This window comes from Bacillus sp. FSL K6-1366 (genome assembly GCF_037976695.1).
Lineage (GTDB): Bacteria > Bacillota > Bacilli > Bacillales > Bacillaceae > Bacillus > Bacillus subtilis.
Window position 1 is genome coordinate 398,525 of the sequence record NZ_CP150268.1, and the last position, 21,844, is coordinate 420,368.

The following is a 21,844-nucleotide window of genomic DNA, read 5'->3' on the forward strand; positions in this document are numbered from 1 at the left end:
AAAGAGCATACGAATGCATCATATGCTCCTCATCTTTAATGGTTTTCTCTTTTGGCGATTTCCGCTGCGATATGCCCCCCGTGAAACCTGCCGTTTTCAATAAATATTTCGTTTGCATTGTTTCCCGCAGCAATAACACCGGCAATAAAGACACCTTCAACGTTCGTTTCCATCGTTTCTTCGTTGAAAAATGGACGCCCTGTTTCTTTATCAATTTCAACACCAATTTTTTCAAGAAATTGATGATCGGGATGATAGCCTGTCATGGCAAATACAAAATCATTTTTAATGGTAATGAGTTCTTTCTCTCCGGAGCGAAACACAACTTCATTCTCGGTGATTTTTTCGACACAAGCGCCAAATTCCATACGGATTGTACCGTTTCTGACGAGAGCTTCAAATTCCGGCAGAATCCACGGCTTAATGCTCGGAGAATACTCATTGCCCCTATATAAAACTGTGACACGCGCCCCAGATTTCACGAGTTCAAGGGCGGCGTCCACGCTTGAATTTTTCCCGCCGATGACAACAACATCTTTATCAAAATACGGGTGGCCTTCTTTAAAATAATGAAATACTTTCGGCAAATCCTCACCGGGTACGCCCATATAGTTTGGATGATCATAATAGCCTGTGGCGATGATACAATATGGCGTCTTGTAGGTCTCTTTTGACGTCTCAATAACAAATGTATTATTTTCCGTTTTCGTCACTTTATGCACCATTTCAAATGCGTTAACACGGATGTTTTTCCGTTTGACGACTTCCCGGTAATACGATAAAGCCTGAATTCTGACAGGCTTCCTGTTTTCCGTAATAAATGCCACATCTCCGATTTCGAGCTTTTCACTTGAGCTGAAAAAGGTTTGATGCGTCGGATAATTGTAAATACTGTTAACGACATTGCCTTTTTCGATGACGAGGGCATCAATGCCAATTTGTTTTAGGTGAATGGCAGCAGATAGTCCGCAAGGCCCTCCGCCTATAATAATTGCTTTTTCTTGAATCATTTCTGTCAACTCCTGCATTGGCATTTCACTTCATATTTTCTATTTCCGAATAAAAAAATCTCCTATTTTATCATAGGAGATTTTTTATTTTTATGCAAATCATCAACTTATATCCAGCCTCTAAAACGCGAAGCTTCAGCCATTTTGCGAACGCCGACCATATATGCAGCGAGCCTCATGTCAATTCTTCGGTTGTTAGCCATTTCGTAAATATTGTTAAATGATTTGACCATCATTTTTTCTAATTTTTCTTCTACCTCTTCTTCACTCCAGTAGAAGCCTTGGTTATTCTGAACCCATTCAAAATAAGAAACTGTTACGCCACCGGCACTTGCCAGCACGTCTGGTACAAGCAGAATGTCCCGGTCTGAAAGAATTTTTGTTCCTTCAAGCGTTGTTGGCCCATTCGCTGCTTCAACGACAATTTTAGCCCGGATATTATGGGCATTTTCTTCTGTAATTTGATTTTCAATCGCAGCAGGAACGAGAATATCACAATCCAGCTCCAGCAGCTCTTGGTTGGTAATGGTATCGTTGAAAAGCTTTGTTACGGTACCGAAGCTGTCGCGTCGGTCGAGTAAATAATCGATATCAAGGCCTTCCGGATCATAGAGTCCGCCATACGCATCTGAGATGCCGACAACTTTTGCCCCCGCATCATGCATAAATTTTGCCAAATAGCTTCCCGCGTTTCCGAAGCCTTGGACAACGACACGCGCACCTTTAATATCGATGCCTCTCTTCTTAGCCGCTTCTTTAATACAGATGGTAACACCTTTTGCTGTCGCAGATTCTCTCCCGTGAGATCCGCCAAGCACAAGCGGTTTGCCTGTAATAAATCCAGGCGAATTAAATTCATCAATTCTTGAATACTCATCCATCATCCAAGCCATGATTTGTGAGTTTGTAAATACATCCGGTGCCGGCACGTCTTTTGTCGGGCCGACAATTTGGCTGATCGCTCTGACATACCCTCTGCTCAGACGCTCCAGCTCTCTAAACGACATATCCCTTGGATCACAAACAATTCCGCCTTTACCACCGCCATATGGAAGATCAATTATGCCGCATTTTAAACTCATCCAAATTGAAAGCGCCTTCACCTCTTTTTCTGTTACGTTCGGGTGAAAACGTATCCCGCCTTTCGTTGGACCGACAGAGTCATTGTGCTGCGCACGATATCCTGTGAAAATCTTTACTGAACCGTCGTCCATACGAACAGGTATTTTTACCGTTAATAATCTCATCGGCTCTTTTAACAATTCGTATACCTCTTCGGGATATCCCAATTTTTCCAGAGCCTTATGTATTACGGTTTGGGTTGATTTTAATACATCAAGTTTGTCCTCTTCTGTATGACCGGTGTTTCGATCGGCTGCCATTTGAGTTAACCTCCTAGAATCTTCTGTTTCTCACATGCTCCCTTTCAGAGAATAGTATACACCTTCATATGATCTGTGCATAGAATAAACGTTATGTTTTTCCATGTTTTTTAACGAAAAAAAACTGCTGAAATCAGCAGTTTTCCGTTGCATTCTTATGAAAAATGAGTTTGTATCGTTTCTACGGCATTACCGTCCATAATGAGCTTACCATACTCTTGCAGGCGATAAATCGTTAAAGTTGTCGGATTGCCGTATTCAGCCAGAACCGCCACAACCCCTTCAGCCGTATGTGACCCTAGATCTTCAAGGCTTAAAAAGTACTGCCCGTCATAGTGGTAGACAGTTCCCCCTGTGATACCGATTCGCTGTAAGCTTTCTGAAAGCTGAATGATATCTTCAAAGGAATGGAATTGATATATGATGTCCGCGCTTTCATCAAGCTTGACTTGCATTTCGATGTAATCATCATCATACTCATCGTCTTCTGAATCGGCGTCTTGGTTCTTTGTTACAATCACGACCATCCCTTGTGCTTGGAGAGAATACACTTCCACTGCAATCGGTCCATTCGCTTCAAAGCCGAGCTCTGTATTTGCTTCATTCATCATATCTTTAAATAACTGGTGGACTTTAAATGAGTCCTTCCAGAGGTCTTCTTTTGTCAATCCCCGGTCTGTCAAATCATCGAGGGTTAAAAAGATTTTGATCTTATTATAATTCAGACGCTCAAGCCGCATAACGTTCCCTCCTGCCTCTACTTGCACACAAATCATATAACACATTATATGAGATGATGAGTCATAGGTTCTTAATTGTTATCAGTTTACACTGAGTTCACTAGTAAGACAAGCACAATGCAGTTTTTATTGCCATACGGATTTTTGCTTTTTAGAAGTTATTCTGGCCCGCAAAGAGTCACAATGTGAGTTTCAGGCTCAGCACCTAAACGAAGAGGCACTTTTGTCGTGCCGTAGCCGTTGCTGATCAGATATGCCGCGTTTTTAACAATACCTGTTTTCCCCAGTTCATAAGGGCCGAATTTTCCAAACCTGATCTGGCCTCCATGGGTATGTCCGCTGAGTATCACATCAATACCGTCATCTTCATTGATTTGTTCATGAATCTCCGGATTATGGCAAACCAGAATATTCAGCTGGCTTTCATCAAGTTCTTTGATGGCTTCCTCATAATGATCCATCTCCATCCTGATATCATCAACCCCCGCAATCGCAATCGTATGCCCATTGTATGAAAACGGGACTGACTCATTTCTCAGAGTGATGACGCCGTGCGCTTTAAATATGGAATACAGCTTATGCTGCCTGACTTCATAATCATTATTCCCCCACACAAACACGATAGGGACCCCGAAATGTACGAGCCTTTTGATGTTTTCCTCGATTCTCGCACTGGGCACCCCGCCCTCAGCTAAATCACCGCCGATTATAACCAAGTGGGGGGCATGGCTTCGCGCTTTTTCTAAAAGGTCTTGATCGATGAGACGTTTGTGAATGTCTGAAATAAAAAAGATTGTCAGAGGCGGCTTGCCCTTCATCTTTGATAAAGGAAACGTATGTGTCTTCAAATGATTGCCTTTTGCTGTTGCATACATTTTTGCCGTCATTGCCGCTGCCGCAACAGTTAGTACACCGGCAATTTTCACTGATAGCTTCATAAAAAACTCTCCATTCTTTTTAGAACTTATCAATAAGACGGACAATAAAAAAAAGACGTTTCTATCGTTTGAGAAAACGCCCCATTTTATTTACTTTCAAAATATAGATTAATGTCATATTTGTGCTTCATCATATGAAAAACAGACTCTCTCGCCTTCCATTTATCGGGCTGCGGCCAGAGATCAGTGCTTTTCTGAATAATTTCACATCTCAGTTTATGGAAATCAGTCTCGGATTTTTCTTCCTTTTTCTTGAAATAATATGAAGTGCAGTAGGCAAAAGCGGTTGCCAGCATCCAAAATAAATAAAAGGTATGGCTAAGTATTTCTTGAAGTATAAGCTGAGGCTCCGGGCTTTTGATCATGATCATAACACATAATAAGCCTAGGCAGATAAGTGAAGCCCATCGCCATCTACGGCATTGTGCTGCATAATTTTCGAATTTTTGTTTTCGTTTTACCAGCGCTTGGAGCATCTGTTTGGTCGGCGCGTCTGTAAACTGATCCAGCTGATTCCATAAGGATTCCATACGCTTCACACCTTGTCCATTTTCATTGCTACAATATATGAACGTAAAATAAAAATAATACCCTATTCATCCATTAAGGGGATGTCCAAAACTTGTCCGGTGTAAACATCATTTCCATTTAGATGATTATACGCTCGAATTTTTTCTTCTCCTGTCCGGCTTTTATAATACTTCATGGAAATGCGGTATAGCGTTTCTTTCTTTTGGACGGTGTGCTTGACAACGCGATTCGGCACATTTTGAACTGGCTCAGCTGGCTGTTCTTGCTGTTGTACTGTTGATTGGGAAGAGGAAGCAGCCGCGGCGGTTGCTTCCTCCTTATTTGCCGAGTCTTCTTTTTCCGCTACAGCAGTCTGTTTCTTATCAGCAGCTGTTTGCTCTTTTGGCTTGGAATCTTCTGGCTCTTTTTTTGACTCCTTCTGCAGTGCGGTTTCTTTAGTGTCTGCGGTATCGTTTTTATCCTCTGATTTCGGGACAACCTCATATTTGCTTTGGCTGCTGTCAATAAAAACATCTTCATAATCGTCATGATTATCCGGGTGGCTCTTTAGATAAAATAAGGTGACTAAAACGATAACCGGCACAAATACAAATATTACTGCGAGTACTGTGAATAATGGCGTTTTTGTTTTGCCTTGCTTTTTTTTCTGTTCTCTTTGATTTTTTACAGATTGTCTTGTCGGAAGGCTTTCTCCATCATCGACATAATCGTCCGCCAATGCGGCGTTTTGATCTTCATAAAGATTCTGGGCTTTTCTTCTCTCTACTCTCGACATGTTCGTCATGTTTATCCCTCCTCACATGTTCAAAACGAATCTGACAGGCAAACACGGCATCAATGATAAAATGCGCCGTCATCGGAACAAATAAGTTGCCGGTCCATTCATACATCAGACCGAGCAAAAAGCTGATTGCTGTCACCATAATAAATAACAGCCATTTTGACAAATACCGAAAGTGCAGAGCGGCAAATATAAGGCTGGCCGCCCATAAACCGATATGAGTCTGCAGCACTCCTCTGAATAACATTTCTTCCGCGAAAGCAATCAGAAGCGTTAAAAATATAATATGAGGGATTGACCTCTTACTGAATATTTTTTTATTGATTCCGCCGTCATCATATAAATGAGACGGAAACCATTTCATTACTGCCATATCGGCTAAAATAACAATAACAGCTATAGAAACACCATACCAGATGATTCGCATATCGCGAATGTCCCAGAGCTTTAATACGTCCCGTACATCCTCAAAAAAGAACAGTCCTGCTGCAGCAGCGGCAAAGATGATGAGTAGTTGCGTCAAATATAACTGCTTCAGCATATCACGGTCAGTCATATGCTGAATATAATCTTTTTGCTGTTTCAGTTCAGCTCACCTACAGTCTGCAAGCTGAATATCCGGTGCAATTCCGAACTCCAGCTGTCTAATGGCGCCATTTTACTCCGTTCCCCTTTTTGTTCATACAAGGATAAATCAAAACCGCAATGTGAACAGCACGGGAGGTTTCCGTCATCAGGCTCGTATGATTCATCAAAGTAGGTTAATAGTGCCTGCCTTAAACAGCCATCACGCTGAAGCAAAAATGATACACGGTGCATTTTTTCCAGCTTCAGCTCCATGCGATATGAAATTTCTTTCTTCATCAGTTCAACTGATGTTTTCCCCTGCATAAAGAGATGAATCATCATACGGGCCTGTGTCTCTCCGACGCCATACTGAAGTAATACGTCACGAAGCCTTCTCTCATCCCGCTCCTCCGTCTTCTCTAGCACACGGATCACGTCGGCGATTTCTTCAGCTGTGACACTCTCCATCTGGATAATCTGTTCCTGCAATTCAAAATCCCCTGGCGCCCGCAGCAAAATGCTGACACTCGGCTTTCCGTCGCGGCCCGCTCTGCCGATTTCCTGCATAAAAGCTTCTGCCGTCTGCGGGAGGTGAAAATGAATCACATATCTGATATCGGGTTTATCGACACCCATTCCAAACGCATTCGTACAACATATCACATCAAGCTGGTTATGAATAAACTGCTGCTGAATTAAAATCCTGTCCCCTGACTCCAAACCGCCATGGTAAAAGTCGGCTCTGCTGCTCGTTTTGCTTTTAATTTCACCCGCTAATTCCTCAGCCCATTTCCGTGTCGGACAATAAACAATTCCCGGACCTTGCAGGTTTTCAACCAGTTGAATGACCCTATCTATTTTTTCGGCAGTATCCGCCGCATTTTCAACCCTCAGTGCGATGTTTGGGCGGTTGACTGAGTTGAGATGGCGTACAGCATGCTGCAGCTCCAGCAGGTTCATGACATCTTGCAGCGTTTCCTTTGTAGCCGTGGCGGTCAATGCCAGAACGGGCGGGTGTCCAAGTTTTTTTCTCAGCTGTCCGAGCTTTGAATAATCAGGCCTGAAGTCATGTCCCCATTCAGAAATACAATGCGCTTCGTCAATAACAAATAGGCTGATCGGGACGCTTTTCAATTTTTCCAATACATATGGAGACTGTAAAGCTTCAGGAGACAAGTACAAAAATTTATATCGATGAATATGTTCTAAAACAAATTGTCTTTCCTGCCTGTTAAGCATGCTGTTCAAAGCTGCAGCACGCTTTTCCCCCCGGGCTTTGAGCTGCTGCACCTGATCCTCCATTAAAGAAAGCAGTGGAGAAACGATTAATACCATGCCGTCAAGCATATAACCAGGCAGCTGGTAGCAAAGCGATTTCCCTCCCCCAGTCGGGAGCATTGCAATGGTATCCTTCCCGCTGAGTATGCTTTCAATAATGTCCTGCTGCCCTTTTTTAAAGGAAGTAAAACCAAAAAACTGATATAACGTTTGCTGTAATTTAGTCATATTGCTGCACCTGCTTTGTCAATGCCAGTCTGATTTGAAAGTAGCTGAACCGCTGTTCCAGCCCGTCGCGAATTTGTTTGATTTTATTCGTCCGCATCCGTTTGGCAAACTCTGCGATTTGAAGCTGGTCTTCTGCTGATACATAGTCATTAATCATAAACGCAGGCTCATGGAGAGAAATCTCGACAATGTGGTCTTCAATCGTCGCTGTTTTCAGCTTTCTGATTTCAGCAATTCGCTGTATCGGAAACCCTTGTTTGACCATCTGCCATGTTTTCCTCGTCGACTCTGTCAGGGCATTATCTAAGTGCACATCAGAAAGGAGATCCTTTAACAAAGCATCTTCACACTCCGGAAGAGAATGAATAAAATAATGTACCGAAGCCCAAAACATGATATAGACATACCATTCGTCTTCTTTCAGCGTATCAGCAAGCTGCCTGCTCGTATAACCGATCCGATGGTGCGAGGTTAAGGAGTAGACAAAAATTTGCGCTGCTTTGTTTTCAATCTTTTTCAAATGCGCCTCAAGCATGGCAAAAAGGCTTTTTGCCATCTCTATATGATCCGTATGCCGGGACAGGTATTTCTTTACCCAGTGAAGTGTCTTATGATCCTTTGTGACAGGGATATACTGCCTGCTCCCTTGCTGTTTATGGGATAGGACCTGCACAAGCAGCGAAAGCCTTTTCCAAAGCACGCCGGCAGCCTGCTGATAATGAGCGCCGTGACAATGAACGGGCCAAGGCCGCTCGCTAAGGGCATGTCTCAAAACTGCTGCGCCGCTGGCTGTCACTTTGTATGTATCTGATTCAGACATTGGCGCGAGATATGAATGCTTTTCAAGCTTGTCAAGCGACGCAGAAATATCGCTTCTCGAACATTTTGCCGCCATTCCAAAGTATTTTGCAGTCTGAAATAAGCCGGCATCTTGAATGGTCTGTGACGATCTCTTGCCTTTGAATAGGTGAAAAACAGCGCTTCCCGACCGTTCCCCGTTTATTTTGCAAAGACAATCGAGAACCATAATATCGAAGTAATTTAATGACAACCTATCCACCTACATTCTTCCTGACAAAAATCGTTGATTTGCTCTTTTTATTTTAACAGATTTCAAACAGAAATCGACGTTTAAAGTCATCATTAAGGGGGATGTTATGTAGATAACCCCTTATGTGATAAGCATTCTCAATCATTTTTCTGTTGAAATGTGGCAGCAACATCATTACAATAAGTAAGAGGAATAGGTGTTAAATTGATTAAATATAAAGATTGATCCATTTGTTCCACCAAGAACAATCTGGGAGGTTTTATTCATGGCAAAGTACACAATCGTAGACAAAGATACATGTATTGCATGCGGCGCTTGCGGAGCTGCTGCACCAGACATTTACGATTACGATGATGAAGGCATCGCGTTCGTAACGCTTGATGAAAACAAAGGTGTTGTCGAAGTTCCTGAGGTACTGGAAGAAGATATGATTGACGCATTTGAAGGATGCCCTACTGATTCCATCAAAGTGGCGGATGAGCCATTTGAAGGCGACCCGCTTAAATTTGAATAGAAGTAACTAAAAAAAGCTCCCGAACGGGAGCTTTTTTATTTAATGGATATGTGCACTTCGCTGCTGCTCAATCCATGGCTTAAGCTTGATAAAAATTAGTGAGAATACAACCGTAATTACAATACCTTTTATCATGTTAAACGGCAGGATACCTGCGACGACTGCTGTTTTTAGCGCGCTGTCGGATAATGCCGGTGAATGTAAAAACCACGTGTATGCCGGAAGAATCAGAACATAATTTAAAATACTCATTAAAATGGTCATCGCTGCAGTTCCCAAAAGCAGGCTGACAGCCAAGCCCTTTGCTGAGTTGAGTTTTTTAAATAAGAAAGCAGTCGGTAATATAAAGAGTGTTCCTGCAATAAAATTCGCAACTTGCCCTACAGGAACTCCGGCCATGCTTCCCTGAATGATATACTGAAGAACATTTTTTATCGCTTCTACGGCAATACCCGCCAAAGGTCCGTAAATCAGAATGGCAATAATTGCGGGAACGTCGCTAAAATCGATTTTTAAATAATCCGGAAGACCCGGAAACGGGAAATTTAACAGCATCAAAACAAATGCAATGCTGCTCAGCATGCTGACCACAACTAATTTTTTTACTTTCACTTCATTCTCTCCTTTTCGATCACATCTTACTCGAAAACGGAAAGGTTCTTTTCCAGCCAATAAAAAAACCGCTTCATATATAAAAGCGGGGTTTCGAAAATTAGGCTAGGCAAAGAAACGTTTGAAAAATTCAATTTCAAAACGCTTATGAACCTCCATCTTCTCCCATCCAGACTGTACTGTCGGCTCCGGAATCTCACCGAATCCTGCTGTAAAGACAGCTCGCGGGCTTAGAGCCATTGGCTCATCACCGCCGGTAGGGAATTTCACCCTGCCCCGAAGATTGATCATATGAAATTTAATTACATTATAAACGATAACTGGTTGGCTGTATAGAGAATTGCTTCAAATTAAATATATTACCTGCAAGCTGTCAGATCATTGATTTATTAGGCTTTACTTTTATCCTTTACTGCGTCAATACACGTTGACACTCTTTTGAGAATATGTTAAATTATCAGATATTTAGTTTGTCAATTTAGGAGGAAATCTAACGATGTTTCGAGTATTGGTCTCAGACAAAATGAGCAACGACGGTTTACAGCCACTTATTGAATCAGACTTTATTGAAATCGTTCAAAAAAACGTAGCAGATGCAGAAGATGAATTACATACTTTTGATGCTCTTTTGGTGCGAAGCGCGACAAAAGTAACAGAAGACCTTTTCAACAAAATGACTTCTTTAAAAATTGTCGGAAGAGCCGGTGTCGGTGTCGATAATATCGATATTGATGAGGCTACGAAACACGGGGTAATCGTGATCAATGCTCCGAACGGCAACACCATTTCGACAGCTGAGCATACATTTGCAATGATCTCTTCTTTAATGAGACACATTCCGCAGGCTAATATCTCAGTGAAATCCAGAGAGTGGAACCGCACAGCTTATGTCGGTTCAGAGCTTTATGGAAAAACGCTTGGTATTGTAGGATTAGGCCGAATCGGAAGTGAAATTGCACAGCGTGCGAGAGCGTTCGGTATGACTGTGCACGTTTTTGATCCTTTCTTAACGGAAGAAAGAGCGAAAAAAATCGGCGTAAACAGCCGTACATTTGAAGAAGTGCTTGAAAGTGCGGATATCATTACCGTTCACACGCCTTTAACAAAAGAAACAAAAGGCTTATTGAATAAAGAAACGATTGCAAAAACGAAAAAAGGCGTTCGCTTAATTAACTGTGCGCGAGGCGGAATTATCGATGAAGCAGCACTTCTCGAAGCTTTGGAAAACGGGCATGTTGCGGGAGCAGCGCTTGACGTTTTCGAAGTCGAACCGCCAGTTGACAACAAACTTGTTGATCATCCATTAGTCATTGCCACTCCTCACTTGGGAGCATCAACGAAAGAAGCACAGCTCAATGTCGCCGCCCAAGTGTCAGAAGAAGTTCTGCAGTTCGCAAAAGGCCTGCCTGTCATGTCAGCTATCAACCTGCCTGCCATGACAAAAGATGAATTTGCTAAAATTAAGCCTTACCATCAAATTGCAGGAAAAATTGGCAGCCTTGTATCACAGTGCATGAAAGAACCAGTACAGGATGTTGCCATTCAATATGAAGGCACAATTGCTAAACTTGAAACATCGTTCATTACAAAAGCCCTTCTGTCAGGCTTTTTAAAACCGCGCGTAGACTCTACTGTTAATGAGGTCAATGCCGGGGGTGTCGCAAAAGAACGCGGCATTAGCTTCAGTGAAAAAATTTCCTCTTCTGAATCTGGATACGATAACTGCATCAGCGTAAAAGTGACAGGAGACCGCAGCACCTTTACTGTAACGGCTACGTATATTCCTCATTTCGGAGAACGAATTGTCGAGATCAATGGATTTAATATTGATTTTTATCCGACTGGTCACTTGGTGTATATCCAGCATCAAGATACAACAGGTGTCATCGGCCGAGTAGGACGTATTCTCGGAGATAATGATATTAACATTGCAACTATGCAGGTTGGCCGTAAGGAAAAAGGCGGAGAAGCCATCATGATGCTTTCCTTTGACAGACATCTGGAAGATAAAATTGTGAAAGAACTAACAAATGTCCCTGATATTGTGTCTGTGAAGCTCATTGATCTGCCATAATTAAAAAAACTCAAGCTATATAGCTTGAGTTTTTTTATTGTTCTATCCCCGTGTGTTTTTATGCAAAATATCTAAGACACTCCTTAGCTCAGAAACAGGAATTTGGCCTGGTGCGGACGCCTCTTCTCCAGCTCCAAAAGTACAAGCCGATCCAAAAACCTCACCGCTCAGCCTGCTGATGAGCCCTGTTGCAGCCATTGACATTGTAATAATGGGGCGGTCTGCATATATTGTTTTCATTGTATACGTCGCATCAAGCAGTGTTAGGAGATCTCCAGTATCATTCGGCATGACAGCCATTTTTGGAATATGCGCGCCTAAGTCCTGCATTTTTCGAAGTCTGGAAATAATTTCATCTTTTACAGGTGTTTTTTCAAAGTCGTGATTTGACATCACCACATAGACGTTGTTTTCTTCCGCCAGCGATACTAACGCTTTTACATTTGCATCTCCTGAAAATAATTCGATGTCTATCAGATCGATGTCTTTTGTTTGGATTGCCGATTCCAGCAAAGCAAGATAGGAGCTTTCGTCCATCTCCATGCTCCCGCCCTCTTTGTGGGTTCTGAATGTAAATAGAAATAGCTTGTCTTCTAAAGATTTACGAAGCTTAGAAATGAGCTTTGTGACCGCTTCTCTGTCATTCGCTTTTTCAAATACGTCGACTCTCCATTCAACAATGTCCGGATTCAGTAATTTTACTGCCTCTGCTTCATTCAGAATTTGTTTTTCCGTCTTTCCCATCAGCGGAATGATGATTTTCGGCATTCCTTCCCCGATGGAAACTCCTTTAATCGTTAACACGTTCACTCGTCTCAAATCCTTTCAATCTTTACCTTGTTTTATTATACACGTACAACTTTTTTTTGAAAATTTCTATTATATGAATAGCAACTAAAAAAGAGCCTTAAAGGGCTCTTTTTAGTTTAAGGAAATCGGATTTGGAGCAGCTGGCACCGGAATTGCATCTGATATGTCATATTTGCCGATTTTTTTCGTTCTGGTTTCCGTAAAGGTCACTTCTGTGAAGCCAAACTCTTTTGCAGTCAAAAGTAGTCCCTCAATCATTAAAATACCGGCAATAGAATCATCAACTTCTGACTCCTTTGAAAAGCGGATATATAAGTGTTTCTGTTTCTTCGTTACAGATTGGACAGCACCCGCTTGAATAAGAGGTGTCGTATCTTCTTGGCTGCTCGATTCCATTTCCTTAATCGCTTCTTTTACTGTATCAAAAGAATGATTTGACGGAACGAGAAAGTCTTGTCCTTGTTTATTTTGGTACAAGTAGTAGGATCGTTTTGACTGTTTGGGAATCGAAATTTCCGTAAAAGTGCCATATGAGCCAATCCGAACCCCAGTCTCATTTTGATCCGATAAAAATTTGACTTTTTCATAAGGACTCCATTTTAAGGATTCTTTAAGCAATTTTTTTAACAGTGTATCATCTTTTATAGAAAATGCCGTAGCTGGCTGATGGACTCGTATACTTAATTCTTTCTGCTTTGGTTTTTCCTTTATTTCTACTTCATCTATGAAGGATGGAATTGTAATGGCATGATCAAGGATGCCCAATTCACTACTTTCAAACAGCATATCCTGGATCGTTTGGTCTGCATTTGTTTTTTGAATGCTGACGGGTATGATTGCAGATGTATCGGCATCAGCAACCGCTACAGTTATGTAGTTGTTCTGTTCCTTTTCAGGAACGACAAACGATGTCTGATCCAGGGATGATGCAGCTTTTGGGCTGTCTTCTGTCTCAGTTTTCGTTACTGCGTTCTCTTGGGACGCTTCTTTTTGTTGAGGCTGTGCCTGATCAAAGAAATGAGGAGAAATAATGAAGGCGATATAAACCGCAATTGCAGCGGCACACGCGGGGCCAATCCACCTGACAGCGGGCTTATTTTTACGCTTTGCCATCGTCAGCCGCTTGTAAATATCCTGAGGCGAACGATGGTCTTTAACTGCCGGAAGTTGACTTAACAACTCCTTTATCTGTTCTTCGTTCCATTCTGACTTCATCATCCATTAGCTCCTCCCTCAAAAGCTCCATATGTTTCCGAAGTACTTTGAGCCCTCTGTGTTGGGTCGTTTTTACTTTGCTTTCCGAGAAGCGCAGAGCCTTGGCTGTTTCCTGTATTGAATATCCCTGAATAAACCGCAAGATAATCACAGCTCTTTGATCGATTGTACATTGATCAAGCGCAGCATAAATTTCCCGGACATTTTCATGTTGAACGGCAAGTTCGTCGGGTAGCAATTGCTGATCCCTGACATCCTGTGTATCCCAGTCAAATGTACCGAGTATACGCTGTCTGATTGTTTGCTGTTTACGGAACCAGTCTATCGCAACATGGCGTGCGATAGACAATAGCCATGTTTTTTCACTGCTTCTTCCTTCAAACGTATGATAAGAATTTAATACCCGGATATAAACCTCTTGAAGAAGGTCTTCTGTCTGGTTTTTATCCTTTACCATATAAAATAAAAATTGGTACAAATCTTGATGATATGTATCATATAATAATTGAAAGGTTTCTTCCATTTGAAACCCCTCCGTTCACTTTTTTGTCGTATGAATAGCTTGAAAAGTTACATTACAACTATATTACGAGTAACTGGAATTTGGAAGGGAATTTATATTAACATATCCTTAAATTTTATTAATGTTGGCTATTAAAAAAACACCCGCTTAGTCAGCGGGTGTTTCTTATGGAACAAGATTCTTCGGCAAATTCAGACTCGATTTTACCGTTTTGTCGGAATATAAAAAGTAAATGTTGTTCCTTTATCTATTCGGCTGTGCACAGTGATTGATCCGTTGTGGGCTTCCACGATATTTTTAACGATAGCCAGCCCTAACCCGGTTCCTGCTCTGCCCCTTGTCCGCGCTTTATCTGCCTTATAAAACCGTTCAAAGATAAATGGCAGATCTTCTTCCGGTATGCCGGACCCGGAGTCTTTGATATCAATTTTCAATCCATCCTTCACAGAATGGACTGAAATGGAGACACTGCCGCCGGCTGAAGTATGCCGCAGCGCGTTATCGATCAAATTGGTAAATACCTGCTCCATCTTGTCTTCATCAAACATAAATTCCTCTTCTGTGAGAGAAATGTCATGATGTAAAGCAATATTTTTTTCTTTAGCAACACCGGAAAACTTCCGAATGATCTTTTCTAAAAACTCATTCACATTGATTTTTTCATAATGTAAGCCTGTATGGCCTGATTCCATTCGGGCTAAATCAAGCAAATCATTAACTAAACGGCCCATTCGGAGCGATTCGTCATAAATGATTTGGGCAATTTCTTTCCGGTCTTCTTCAGAGCTTGCAATGTCATCAACAATTGCTTCACTGTATCCCTGAAGCATGGAGATCGGTGTTCTCAGCTCATGACTGACATTTGCGATAAAGTCCTCCCGCAGCTTATCAAGGCGGCGTTCTTCTGTCATGTCACGCAGTACGGCAACCGCTCCTCTGACGTGCGATTCCGCATAAAGCGGCGACATCAAAAGCACCCATGATCTGCCTTGAAGCGTCATCTCAATCATTTGTTCTTTTTCAGTGCTGACAGCGTTTTGAAACAGCTCTTTTGCTTCAGGCGGAAGGTTGTCGCCTTCTTTGATATTCATGTTCTGTTCATAATACCAAGCCTGAAGAAAACGTTCAGCCGGCGGGTTGGTCACAAGAATCGTACCGTCAATATTAATGGTAATAACCCCGTCAGCCATACTGCTCAAAATGTTAGAAAGCTGCTCTTTTTCTTGATTGAGCGCATTGATATGAAAGTTAAGCTGCCGGCCCATTTGATTAAAAGCGGTCGCCAGTTCACCGATTTCATCCTGAGTTAAAATCGGGATTTTTGTATCGAACTTGCCCTTCGCCAAATCCTGCGCGCCTTCTCTCATTTTTCGGAGAGGGTACGTGACCCTGCTTGATAAAAAGAATGCGAAAAATGTGGTCAGCACAATCGCAATTCCAGCGGCAAGAAAAATATAGCGGGTCGTATGTTTTGTTGTATCTTTAACGGCAAGCAAAGACTGGGATAAAAAGACCATGCCTTTCTTTCCGTCTTTTTCATACGGGACACCTACAATCAGGCGTTCATTATCCGTGTCTGTATCGCTCAATCCCGTCCGTTTGCTTACTTTTTTATGGTCTTTGAGAGCTTTATTTAAGTCTTTGTCATGCTGTATTTGCTCAACCGTAATAGACGACAGGCGATTTTTATCATTCGGAGAATACCAGTGGTTCTTCTCATCCTGGATGATGGCAATGCTTGTTAAGTTATCAGCGAGCTCCCAAGTGATTGACCTTGCCAGTGCCTGGTCCTCGTGATTTTCTAGGATGACAGCAACTTTATTCGCAAGCTGTGTTAAATCATTCTCGGCTTCTTCCACATGGTAGTTTTCAATAAACTCCAGCAAAAGAACCGTTAAAATGAACAATACGATCAAGACGAGTGAAAGGATCGTAAACCACAGCTTGCCTACTACGCTTTTCCAAAATTTCATTCAGCGCCGACCTCAAATTTATAACCTACACCCCATACGGTGACAATTTTTTTCGCAGCCTCCGGAGAAACCTTGTTCAGCTTCTCTCTCAAGCGTTTGACGTGAGTGTCCACTGTCCGTAAATCACCAAAAAACTCATATTGCCACACTTCTTTCAGAAGCTTTTCCCGATCATACACCTTGTCAGGCGTTTTCGCTAAGAAATATAGAAGCTCATACTCTTTTGGCGTCAGGCTCACTTCTGTTCCATCAGCTGTTACGCGGTGAGCATCATGGTCTATGGACAGATGTGAAAACACGAGCACATTTTTCGTCGGTGTATTGGCATTGAAATAAGAGGTTTGGGATGCTCTTCTCAAAAGGGCCTTTACACGCAGCACGACTTCTCTCGGGCTGAACGGCTTAACAATATAATCATCTGTTCCCGCTTCAAACCCCTGCACCCGGTTTGCTTCTTCTCCTTTTGCGGTCAGCATAATAATGGGTGTCGCTTTTTTTTCACGAATTTGCCGGCACACTTCAATTCCATCAGTCCCCGGCATCATCAGATCAAGCAAAATTAAGTCATAATTGGCTTCAAGCCCTTTGGCAATGGCCTCATCACCATTTTCCGCTTCATCTATAGCATAATTTTCACGTTCAAGATACATTCTTAAAAGGCGGCGAATTCTGGCTTCGTCATCAACTACTAATATTTTTGTTTCGTTCGTTTGGTCCATGTTTTCCCCCTGCTTTCCTTCTGTTACTTTCATTTTATCAAATCGTGAGAAAGTTTGAGAACTGTGTCGCTTTCAAAGGACTATGCATAAGAATGAAGTCCGGCAAGCACAAGATTTACGAATATTAAATTAAACATAATAATAGAAAAACCGATTACGGCCAGCCATGCTGACTTCTCACCGTGCCAGCCTCTTGACAGTCTTAAATGCAAGTAAGCGGCATAGAACAAAAATGTGATCAGCGCCCATACTTCCTTAGGGTCCCAGCCCCAAAATCTGGTCCACGCGAGCTGAGCCCAAATCATTGCAAAGATCAGCGCGCCGAGTGTAAAGATCGGAAATCCGATTGATACGGCCCTGTACCCAACCTCATCCACCAGATCAAGATTGACGTTTTTCACCAGCGGATGTAATAGAGCGCTGATTCTTTTTCTGATGATCAGACGGAGAGCCCCATACAACACAAGACCTGCTCCAAATGACCAAATGACAGTGTTCACTTTTCTGCCTGAGAAAAGCGCGGGAAGATCAACAAGCGGTTCCATTCTTCCTTCGGTCAAAAGCTCTCCCTGATGCGGACCGACAAGCGCGGGCATTTCGTACACCATCACGCTTTTTTCTTTACTTTTGTCCACCCAGTTAAACTCCGCTTCATAGCCTGCAAGACGAAATGCCGATGTGATTGCAATAAAGGCGACGGTTGTGACCAGGATAAACATAATCGCTTCAAGCCAGAAGGTCTTTTTGCTTGGCTTTGTCTGGTCTACATGCTTCAAAAGAAAGATGACACCAGCGACAAAGCTGATGGCAAGTATAGCTTGCCCAAGCGCGGCCGTTGTTACGTGAATATACAGCCAGTTGCTTTGGAGCGAAGGAATTAAAGGCGAGATATCTGTCGGAAACATGCTGGCGTAGGCAATCAGCAATAAAGCAATTGACAGCGTAAACAGGCCTAATGAAGGCAATCTATAGAGAAAATAAAGAATGATAAACGCCAAAACAAGCATCATGCCAAAAGCGGTGGTGAATTCAAACATATTGCTGACAGGCGCATGGCCGCTGGCAGCCCACCTTGTGATGAAATATCCTAGGTGGCAGAAAAAACCGACAATAGAAAGGGTGATTCCAATGTTGGCCCATCGGTTTGGCCTGCCCTTTTTATCTTTATTCCCGCGTATGGCCCCGCCGAAGATTGGGACAGCGATTAAATACACAAGAAAGGCCGCATAAAGAAAATTTCCGCTCAGCTCTGCCATGACATCACTCCCTTTTCGCCTATTTCTGTGTTTTGATTAATTCTTTTTGGTCCACCGGTTCAGTCAGTCCGGAATCAGCCAATATAAATGCTAAATCCTTCTTCAGGCCAAACCAGTTTTTATTGGTATGCCCTGCTACCATAACTGCACCGTCCTGTGAGTGCAGCCAAATTCTTCGATGCTGCCAGTACATACCTTGAATAACACCGATCATAAAAATGGCTCCGCCGACAGCAAGCACCCAGAGTGTCAGATCCTTTCTGACTGTAAGTCCAGTAATGTTTTTCGTTTCGACATGGTCAAATTTCAGCTTGTATTTATTATTGCCTGATCCTTCGATGGTTTCTTGGATGGCGACAAAGCTCTTTTCGCCTTTCGGTTTGTCCGGCGTTATAATATTAAAGACAAAAGCCGGATTGTTAGGGATCTTTGTTTTTGTGCTCGGCTCTCCGTCCTGATTAAAATAGAAGTCTGGCAGGTAGCTGGCGATTTCCACTTTGTAACCGTTGCCAAGATCATAGACCGAATCTGGATCCAGAAGGTTGATCTTCAGGCTCCCAAAGGATTTTTTTGTTTTTTTATCAATCAGCTGGAACACCATTTGGTCAAGCTGATTCTCTTTATAATCCACCTGGTAAACGGAAAAAGAATCAAAACGCAGCGGCTGATTGACACGGATGTCTTCTTCTGTTACTTTTTTCAGCTTCGGCTTCTCGCCATAAACAATTTTTCCTTCTCTCTTGTAGAGTACGGCATCGGTTTGAAAGTTCTTTGCCACTCTACCGTCCCCGACTCTGTCAATGGCATCTGCAAATACCTTTTTTTCCGTTTTGCTGTTATAGGTCTCTACGCTGAATTGATTGTTTTTCAAATAATATTTTCCGTCTGTACCCGGAATTGCGGCGGTTTCGCCTTCTCTGACCCAAAGCGTCTCATCGACGTACATGCCAGGCACAAATCTCAGCATCGCACCAATCAGAAAGATGATCAATCCAATATGGTTGACATACGGGCCCCAGCGGGAAAAGCGTCCTTTTTCAGCAAGAATGCTGCCCTCTTTTTCTCTGATTCTATAATGTTTTTTCTTTAATAGAGCAACTATCTTTTCTTTCGATTCCCCGTTCAGTACAGTAACTGTTTCACTGAACAAGCGCTGCCTTCTTAAAAAGGCCGGGCTCCTTCTGACACCTTGGTTTTTTAACGCTCTATACAACGGAATGACCCGATCAAGGCTGCAAATCACGAGTGAAATGCCGATCGAGGCAATGAGCAGCAAATACCACCAAGAACCATATAAATGATGAAACCCGAGCAAATAATAAAGCTGGCCAAACGTGCCGTACTGCTCCTTGTAATAAGTATCAGCCTGTGCGCCCGGAGGCAGATAGGCTTCCTGGGGAAAAATGGTGCCGAACGCTGATGCGGCAAGGGTTATGACGATAAGCCATATTCCCACCTTAACCGAGGAAAAGAAATTCCAAATTTTGTCGATGATCGTTTTGTTATAGGTTTGCGAACGTCTTGCGCTTCCGTCATATCTCATATCAGCGAGCGGAGGTTGAGTTTCCTGAAGAGCTCTTCCGCACGATTCGCATAAAACGGTTCCGACCGGGTTTATATGTCCGCATTCACATTTGACTTGCTTCATCCCGAAGTCTCTCCGGGTTTTATGAGATTCATATAATCGTGTATCATGCTTTCTGTCATAGTGCCGGTCACCACCTTGACAACTTTTCCTTCCGGATTGATCAAAAAGGTTGTCGGAAGCGGAGATACGTCATAGGCATCAAGCACTTGGCGATCTGTATCCAGAACAACCGGGAAATTGACTCCGTAGGATTTCATAAAATTATGTACTGCTATCTTTGACTCCCCAACATTTACAGCGACAATTTCAACACCTTGGCTTTTAAAATGCTTATATTGGTTTGCCATATAAGGAAACTCTTTTTTGCACGGTTCACACCATGTACCCCAGAAATTCAAAAAAACACCTTTCCCTTTTAAGTCACTGAGCTCGATACGTTTCCCATTCGTATCCTCTAGGACAAAATTCGGTGCGTCGGACCCTTCGGATATACTCTCTTTGCCGGCAAATACAGCGTTGTAAATGGTATAGCCGAGTGCGCAGATTAAAACGAGAAGGATGCCGGTCCGAATGAATAAACGCCTTTTTTTCTTCATTGTCCACTGCCCCCTTCCCCCTATTGCAGATCCATTCAATTATATCATTGCACGTTCATTTCACATTTCTTACTTTTTGAAGGTTATGTGAAATTTAGAAAGCGTTTTTACCGTGATCCGCCAGTGCTCTGAGCCTTTTTACTTCGTGAGGCGTAAGCTCTCTGGCATCGCCCGTGTGCAGGCCTCGCAGGTTTAAAAACGCGTATTCCTCACGCTTCAGCTTGATTACCTCATGTCCGATCGCTTCAAACATGCGGCGCACCTGTCTGTTGCGTCCCTCATGGATCGTCAGCTGAATAATGCTTGTCTGCTTTTTCTTATCCAAAGACAGCAGCTTCGCTTTAGCAGGCGCTGTTTTGCCTTCCTCCAGCCTAATTCCGCGCTCCAGCTTTCTGAGCAGCTCTTTAGGCGGGATTCCTTTCACCTTCGCCACGTATGTTTTGTCTATTTCATACTTAGGATGCATTAGCTTATTGGCGAATTCGCCGTCATTGGTTAAAAGCAAAAGACCGCTCGTATCATAGTCCAGACGCCCAATCGGATAAATGCGCTGCGGAATATTTTTAAAAAAGTCCGTCACCACTTTGCGTCCTTTATCATCTTGCGCTGCGGAAATAACGCCTCTTGGTTTATATAAGAGAAAGTAAACCGGCTCTTCGCGTTCAACCTTTAACCCGTTTACCTCAATCTGATCAGAACCGGTGACCTTAACACCTAGCTCTGTTACTACTTTGCCATTCACCTTTACTTTTCCTTCTTTAATCAGCTCTTCTGCCTTTCTGCGCGACGCAACTCCGGCATGAGCAATCACTTTTTGCAGTCTTTCCATGTCTTTCACCTCAAGTATTATCTTACTTTTTTCAACCTTAACAAACAAGCTTTTTCAAATTCCTATGCCAAATCTAAAAAAAACGCCGTTTTCAGGCGCTCCCAAATAATAACGTAACGATGATGATAGATGCAACTACGCCGATTAAATCTGCAAGAAGTCCCACCTTTAATGCATCACCCATTTTTTTAATGCCGACTGCTCCGAAATACACAGTCAGTACGTAAAGCGTTGTATCTGTAGATCCCTGCATGACGGAAGCCAGCCTGCCGATAAAGGAATCGGGCCCGTATACTGCAATTAAATCGGTCGTCATTCCGAGTGCGGCCGTACCGGAGATCGGGCGGATCAGAGCAAGCGGCGCTACTTCAGCAGGGATGCCGATAGCGGAGAAAGCCGGTTTTAAAAGATCCATTATAAAATCAAGCGCGCCTGATGATCTGAAAACAGTTATAGCGACAAGCATTCCGACTAAATAGGGGATAATGGAAAAGGCAATTTCTATCCCCTCTTTCCCGCCTTCGACAAACGATTCATATGTCGGAACCTTTTTGATCGTTCCATAAAGAAGAATTCCGGCAATAATGATTGGAATCATGGCTAAAGACAGCCAGTTGATGATTTCCATC

The 21,844-nt window shown here is 42.7% G+C and carries 22 protein-coding genes and 1 riboswitch; of the genes, 2 read left to right on the forward strand and 20 right to left on the reverse strand.

Annotated elements, in window-relative coordinates; genetic code table 11:
• Window positions 1-35 precede the first annotated feature (35 nt).
• The 9 genes from MHI44_RS02065 to MHI44_RS02105 form a co-directional block, all read right to left on the reverse strand.
• Entirely contained in the window at window positions 36-1,010 is a 975-nt protein-coding gene (locus MHI44_RS02065) for a YpdA family putative bacillithiol disulfide reductase (RefSeq protein WP_185183811.1), read from the reverse strand.
• Between the two features lie 107 nt (window positions 1,011-1,117).
• Window positions 1,118-2,392, reverse strand: a complete 1,275-nt coding sequence (gene gudB, locus MHI44_RS02070; RefSeq protein WP_003230536.1) for an NAD-specific glutamate dehydrogenase — start codon at window positions 2,390-2,392, stop codon at window positions 1,118-1,120.
• Between the two features lie 155 nt (window positions 2,393-2,547).
• Complete coding sequence (locus tag MHI44_RS02075; RefSeq protein ID WP_003230533.1) at window positions 2,548-3,132, reverse strand: genetic competence negative regulator; 585 nt, start codon at window positions 3,130-3,132, stop codon at window positions 2,548-2,550.
• 158 nt (window positions 3,133-3,290) lie between these two features.
• Window positions 3,291-4,070: a metallophosphoesterase gene (locus MHI44_RS02080; RefSeq protein WP_003230532.1), complete on the reverse strand. Its 780-nt coding sequence runs from the start codon at window positions 4,068-4,070 to the stop codon at window positions 3,291-3,293.
• An 86-nt stretch (window positions 4,071-4,156) separates the two neighbouring features.
• Entirely contained in the window at window positions 4,157-4,600 is a 444-nt protein-coding gene (locus MHI44_RS02085; RefSeq protein ID WP_003230531.1) for a YpbF family protein, read from the reverse strand.
• 62 nt (window positions 4,601-4,662) lie between these two features.
• Window positions 4,663-5,385, reverse strand: a complete 723-nt coding sequence (locus MHI44_RS02090; RefSeq protein WP_264099018.1) for a LysM peptidoglycan-binding domain-containing protein — start codon at window positions 5,383-5,385, stop codon at window positions 4,663-4,665.
• On the reverse strand, window positions 5,336-5,938 hold the full coding sequence (locus MHI44_RS02095) for a CPBP family intramembrane glutamic endopeptidase (RefSeq protein ID WP_014477208.1): 603 nt from the start codon (window positions 5,936-5,938) through the stop codon (window positions 5,336-5,338). Before MHI44_RS02095 ends, MHI44_RS02090 begins: the two co-directional genes overlap by 50 nt.
• 26 nt (window positions 5,939-5,964) lie before the next feature.
• A complete protein-coding gene (locus MHI44_RS02100; protein ID WP_015251799.1) occupies window positions 5,965-7,455 on the reverse strand; it encodes an ATP-dependent DNA helicase RecQ in 1,491 nt (496 codons plus the stop codon).
• Window positions 7,448-8,506 (reverse strand): helix-turn-helix domain-containing protein, encoded by a 1,059-nt coding sequence (locus tag MHI44_RS02105; protein ID WP_004398594.1) that lies wholly within the window; start codon window positions 8,504-8,506, stop codon window positions 7,448-7,450. The genes MHI44_RS02100 and MHI44_RS02105 overlap by 8 nt, the downstream gene beginning before the upstream one ends.
• Window positions 8,507-8,771: 265 nt before the next feature.
• Here MHI44_RS02105 and MHI44_RS02110 point away from each other — a divergent pair, with 265 nt between their 5' ends.
• Window positions 8,772-9,020 carry a ferredoxin gene (locus MHI44_RS02110; RefSeq protein ID WP_003225461.1) on the forward strand — a complete coding sequence of 83 codons (249 nt, stop codon included), beginning with the start codon at window positions 8,772-8,774 and terminating at the stop codon, window positions 9,018-9,020.
• A gap of 39 nt (window positions 9,021-9,059) precedes the next feature.
• On the opposite strand, the gene fmnP is transcribed toward MHI44_RS02110, so the two are convergent.
• A complete protein-coding gene (gene fmnP / locus MHI44_RS02115; RefSeq protein ID WP_004399159.1) occupies window positions 9,060-9,632 on the reverse strand; it encodes a riboflavin transporter FmnP in 573 nt (190 codons plus the stop codon).
• A gap of 153 nt (window positions 9,633-9,785) precedes the next feature.
• Window positions 9,786-9,920: riboswitch (FMN riboswitch) on the reverse strand.
• Window positions 9,921-10,128: 208 nt separating this feature from the next.
• On the opposite strand from fmnP, the gene serA reads away from it, so the two are divergent.
• Window positions 10,129-11,706, forward strand: coding sequence for a phosphoglycerate dehydrogenase (serA, locus tag MHI44_RS02120; RefSeq protein WP_004398713.1), 1,578 nt, complete (start codon window positions 10,129-10,131; stop codon window positions 11,704-11,706).
• 42 nt (window positions 11,707-11,748) lie between these two features.
• Here serA and aroD read toward each other — a convergent pair whose 3' ends face one another.
• The 10 genes from aroD to spmB form a co-directional block, all read right to left on the reverse strand.
• Window positions 11,749-12,516: a type I 3-dehydroquinate dehydratase gene (gene aroD, locus MHI44_RS02125; RefSeq protein WP_003230523.1), complete on the reverse strand. Its 768-nt coding sequence runs from the start codon at window positions 12,514-12,516 to the stop codon at window positions 11,749-11,751.
• A gap of 111 nt (window positions 12,517-12,627) precedes the next feature.
• Window positions 12,628-13,734, reverse strand: a complete 1,107-nt coding sequence (gene rsiX, locus MHI44_RS02130; RefSeq protein WP_339202786.1) for an anti-sigma-X factor RsiX — start codon at window positions 13,732-13,734, stop codon at window positions 12,628-12,630.
• Window positions 13,670-14,254: an RNA polymerase sigma factor SigX gene (gene sigX / locus MHI44_RS02135; protein ID WP_003230521.1), complete on the reverse strand. Its 585-nt coding sequence runs from the start codon at window positions 14,252-14,254 to the stop codon at window positions 13,670-13,672. Before sigX ends, rsiX begins: the two co-directional genes overlap by 65 nt.
• Before the next feature lie 203 nt (window positions 14,255-14,457).
• Window positions 14,458-16,227, reverse strand: coding sequence for a sensor histidine kinase ResE (gene resE, locus MHI44_RS02140; RefSeq protein ID WP_015714187.1), 1,770 nt, complete (start codon window positions 16,225-16,227; stop codon window positions 14,458-14,460).
• Entirely contained in the window at window positions 16,224-16,946 is a 723-nt protein-coding gene (gene resD, locus MHI44_RS02145) for a DNA-binding response regulator ResD (RefSeq protein WP_003246107.1), read from the reverse strand. Before resD ends, resE begins: the two co-directional genes overlap by 4 nt.
• Window positions 16,947-17,026: 80 nt before the next feature.
• A complete protein-coding gene (resC, locus tag MHI44_RS02150) occupies window positions 17,027-18,202 on the reverse strand; it encodes a cytochrome c biogenesis protein ResC (RefSeq protein ID WP_339202788.1) in 1,176 nt (391 codons plus the stop codon).
• A 19-nt stretch (window positions 18,203-18,221) separates the two neighbouring features.
• Window positions 18,222-19,850 carry a cytochrome c biogenesis protein ResB gene (gene resB / locus MHI44_RS02155; RefSeq protein ID WP_038429221.1) on the reverse strand — a complete coding sequence of 543 codons (1,629 nt, stop codon included), beginning with the start codon at window positions 19,848-19,850 and terminating at the stop codon, window positions 18,222-18,224.
• Window positions 19,847-20,386, reverse strand: coding sequence for a thiol-disulfide oxidoreductase ResA (gene resA / locus MHI44_RS02160; protein WP_003230513.1), 540 nt, complete (start codon window positions 20,384-20,386; stop codon window positions 19,847-19,849). Before resA ends, resB begins: the two co-directional genes overlap by 4 nt.
• A 94-nt stretch (window positions 20,387-20,480) precedes the next feature.
• The gene (gene rluB / locus MHI44_RS02165) at window positions 20,481-21,215 is read right to left on the reverse strand and encodes a 23S rRNA pseudouridine(2605) synthase RluB (protein WP_004398815.1); all 735 of its coding nucleotides are present in this window, start codon (window positions 21,213-21,215) and stop codon (window positions 20,481-20,483) included.
• A gap of 91 nt (window positions 21,216-21,306) precedes the next feature.
• On the reverse strand, window positions 21,307-21,843 hold the full coding sequence (gene spmB / locus MHI44_RS02170; protein WP_029317965.1) for a spore maturation protein SpmB: 537 nt from the start codon (window positions 21,841-21,843) through the stop codon (window positions 21,307-21,309).
• Window position 21,844: the final 1 nt, after the last annotated feature.